We start from the raw sequence: 4,006 nt of genomic DNA, 5'->3' as shown, positions 1-4,006 counted from the left end.
GGCGCAAAAAGAAACAAATTTAATTTTGCTGTGTTTCCGTCCAAACACTAATTAAAAGCTAGTAATAAGATTAACCACAATATTGGTAATCCTTCCACCCAAAAAGAACTGTAATATTTATTTTGATCTATTTTAGAATAGAGTAAAAAAAGTAATGCAATTACCAAAACTACAAGTAGCACTAAAATTCCATTTATAGTTATTCCATCCTTAAAAAATTCGAGTAAAAATATAGTTAAAACCAAGGCTGCACCAATAATTTTGGTTTGTTTCACTCCAATTTTCTGTGGTATGGTTGAAAGTTTTAAGTTGTCAAATTTTAAATCTCTAATTTCAAAAGGCAGCATTAAAAGTATAACGAAAATAAATCGCTGTACACCAGTAATTAAAACATCTGCACTTATTGACAGCTCATTACTTAATATAGGCAAAAATACTGTAACTCCACTCCAAACTGCAGCTATAACATAAACTTTAAGACCACCAATACTTCTTAGATTTTGATGTTTATCAATAAAAATTCGCTTAGGCAAAATAGGAATAGCATATAAAAATGTAATCCCTCCAAATATGGCGATATAAACTAGTATTTTAGTAGGTAGTTGTAAACCATAATAACACAGTAACACAAAGCTTATCAAAGAAAATATTTGAATAACTTTTAGCCAACCTGCTAACCTTCTATGATGAAATTTTGCTATCCCAAAATACTTCACAAAGTTATAGCCTGTAATAGTCGCATAAAACACAAAATACAGTACATTTTCATCGTACTGAATATCATACTCAACTAGAGTAATATATGTAAACGCATAAACAGCTAAAGCTACATGAATACTACTATTGATGTAAAAATTAAAAAGTTGCTTTAAGAACATCATAAAACAAAAGTAACGAAAGTGTTGATAACGTTTGTGAATAGTTAAAAACTTTCTATTTCGCTCAATAAAACACATTAAATATTACGTATTTTTGCGAATTATATAATTAAATTCTGCTTAATGAACACGAATGCTTTCGCTTTGCGTCATATTGGTCCAAGAGAAGAAGACCAAAAACTTATGTTAGAAACCTTAGGTTTAGACTCCTTAGATCGGTTAATTTTTGAAACTATCCCTAGTGATATTCGTTTAAAAAACGGTTTAAATTTGGATGAACCCATGACGGAACATGAGTATTTATTGCATATTCATGATTTATCTAAAAAAAACAAAGCTCGCAAAACTTATATAGGTTTAGGCTACCACCCCACTATTCTACCTGCTGTTATTCAAAGAAATATTCTTGAAAACCCGGGTTGGTATACAGCATACACACCTTATCAAGCTGAAATAGCTCAAGGAAGATTAGAAGCATTATTGAATTTTCAAACCATGGTTATAGACCTTACCGGAATGGAAATTGCCAACGCATCTTTACTTGATGAGAGTACCGCAGCAGCAGAAGCCATGAGTTTACTTTTTGCTGTAAGGGAGCGCGATCAGAAAAAAGCAGGTATCAATACGTTTTTTGTTTCTGAAAACATATTACCACAAACGTTATCATTATTACAAACAAGAGCTACACCTATTGGTATTGAATTAGTTATTGGAAAAGAAGATGCATTTAATTTCTCAGAAGAATTTTTCGGTGCTATTTTACAATACCCAGGAAAAGATGGTCAAATTACCGATATAAAATCATTTATAAATCAAGCCAATAAGGCTAGAATAAAAGTGGCTGTTGCCGCCGATATTTTAAGCTTAGTTAAGTTAGAGGCACCAGGTAAATTTGGAGCTGATGTGGTTGTAGGAACCACCCAACGTTTTGGGATCCCAATGGGTTATGGTGGCCCTCATGCGGCATATTTCGCAACCAAAGATGCTTATAAACGAGACTTGCCTGGTCGTATTATTGGTGTTACTAAAGATGCAAATGGTAACCGTGCACTACGTATGGCTTTACAAACGCGCGAGCAACATATTAAAAGGGATAAAGCGACTTCAAACATTTGTACCGCTCAAGTATTATTGGCAGTTATGGCTAGTATGTATGCGGTCTATCATGGGCCTCGAGGTTTAAAATTTATAGCTAATAAGGTTCATAACAAAACAACCACCTTAGCTAAAGCACTTGAAACCTTAGGATACGAGCAAGTTAACACTTCCTATTTTGACACACTGCAAGTAAAAACTAAAGCAAAAAAGATAAAGAAAATTGCTACTGAAAAGAAAGTAAACCTGTATTATCCAGATAAACACACAGTAACCATTTCAGTAAATGAGACGACATCAATAAGAGATATTAATTATTTGATTTCAATTTTTGCTGAAGCTGCAAACAAAGAAACTATTATAATTTCTTCAGTTGAACAAGCCAATAACATTTCAGAACCTATTCAAAGACAATCTAATTTCTTATCTGAACCTGTCTTTAACACGTATCATTCTGAAACAGAATTAATGCGCTATATTAAATCTTTAGAACGCAAAGATTTATCGTTGAATCATTCTATGATTTCATTAGGATCATGTACTATGAAATTAAATGCGGCCTCAGAAATGCTACCCTTAAGTTGGTTTAAATGGGGCAACATACACCCTTTTGCACCTTTAAAACAAGCCAAAGGATATTTAACAGTTTTAAAAGCATTGGAAGATCAGTTAACTGAAATTACTGGTTTTGCAGCCACATCATTACAACCAAATTCTGGCGCTCAAGGTGAATTCGCAGGCCTTATGGTTATAAAAGCGTATCATGAATCTCGTGGTGACCATCATAGAAACATTTGTTTAATTCCTTCATCTGCGCATGGTACAAATCCTGCGAGTGCTGTTATGGCGGGTATGAAAGTGATTGTTACTAAATCAACAGAAGAGGGTAATATCGATGTTGATGATTTACGCGAAAAGGCAGAATTACATGCAGCAAATCTATCTGCTTTAATGGTTACATATCCATCAACACATGGTGTTTACGAATCAGCAATAAAAGAAATTACCCAAATTATTCATGATAACGGTGGACAAGTATATATGGACGGAGCAAACATGAACGCCCAGGTTGGTTTAACTAACCCAGGAAATATTGGAGCTGACGTTTGCCACCTTAACTTACATAAAACGTTTGCGATACCTCATGGTGGCGGTGGTCCTGGTGTTGGTCCTATTTGTGTTGCAAAACAACTCGTGCCATTCCTACCCGGCAACCCTTTAGTGAAAACTGGAGGAGATAAGGCTATCACAGCAATTTCCGCAGCACCTTTTGGATCTGCTTTAGCATGTCTTATTTCTTATGGATATATAAAAATGCTTGGAGCTAACGGCTTAAAAGAGTCTACTAAAATTGCCATTTTAAATGCTAATTATATAAAACATCGACTTCAAGGAAGTTTTGATACATTATATTCTGGTGAACGTGGTCGTGCAGCACATGAAATGATTGTAGATTGCAGACCTTTTAAAGCACATGGTATTGAAGTTACAGATATTGCAAAACGTTTAATGGATTATGGATTCCATGCACCTACAGTATCTTTTCCAGTAGCTGGAACCTTAATGATTGAACCTACTGAAAGTGAAAGTAAAGCTGAAATCGATCGATTTTGCGATGCTATGATCTCCATAAAAAAAGAGATAGATAGCCTATCAAAAGAAGATGATAATAACGTGTTAAAAAATGCACCTCACACTTTGGATATGATTACTGCAAACGAATGGTATTTCCCATATTCTCGTGAAAAAGCTGCATTTCCATTAGACTATGTAAAGAATAATAAGTTTTGGCCAAGTGTAAGACGTGTTGATGATGCGTATGGAGACAGAAATTTAATTTGTTCTTGTGTACCTATCGAAGCCTATGAAGAAGCCTGAAAACGGGGTTTGAACATCGTAAATTTATTTTAAATTGAGTTTTAATTGGTTTGAAATATTTTATTTTGGTAGAATTAAACAAATTATAATAATTTTCATATTTATGAATATTAAAATTACTGGTACAGGAAGCTATATACCAGCGACTATTGAAA

At 33.9% G+C, this 4,006-nt stretch carries 2 protein-coding genes; one reads left to right on the top strand and one right to left on the bottom strand.

Annotation, left to right across the window (positions count from 1 at the left end; genetic code table 11):
• Nucleotides 1-47 precede the first annotated feature (47 nt).
• Complete coding sequence (locus tag AAC024_RS15760; protein WP_339896445.1) at nt 48-881, bottom strand: hypothetical protein; 834 nt, start codon at nt 879-881, stop codon at nt 48-50.
• Between the two features lie 120 nt (nt 882-1,001).
• On the opposite strand from AAC024_RS15760, the gene gcvP reads away from it, so the two are divergent.
• Entirely contained in the window at nt 1,002-3,851 is a 2,850-nt protein-coding gene (gcvP, locus tag AAC024_RS15755) for an aminomethyl-transferring glycine dehydrogenase (RefSeq protein ID WP_339896444.1), read from the top strand.
• Nucleotides 3,852-4,006 lie beyond the last annotated feature (155 nt).

Origin of the sequence: uncultured Algibacter sp. (assembly GCF_963976535.1) — a bacterium.
In the GTDB taxonomy this organism is placed as follows: domain Bacteria; phylum Bacteroidota; class Bacteroidia; order Flavobacteriales; family Flavobacteriaceae; genus Algibacter_B.
The sequence above is the reverse complement of the archived record's forward strand: the minus strand, read 5'-3'. Positions and strand labels throughout refer to the sequence as shown.

Coding starts and splice junctions, on each gene's coding strand:
- gcvP (WP_339896444.1), top strand. CDS start 1,002: ATGAACACGAATGCTTTCGCTTTGCGTCATATTGGTCCAAGAGAAGAA.
- AAC024_RS15760 (WP_339896445.1), bottom strand. CDS start 881: ATGATGTTCTTAAAGCAACTTTTTAATTTTTACATCAATAGTAGTATT.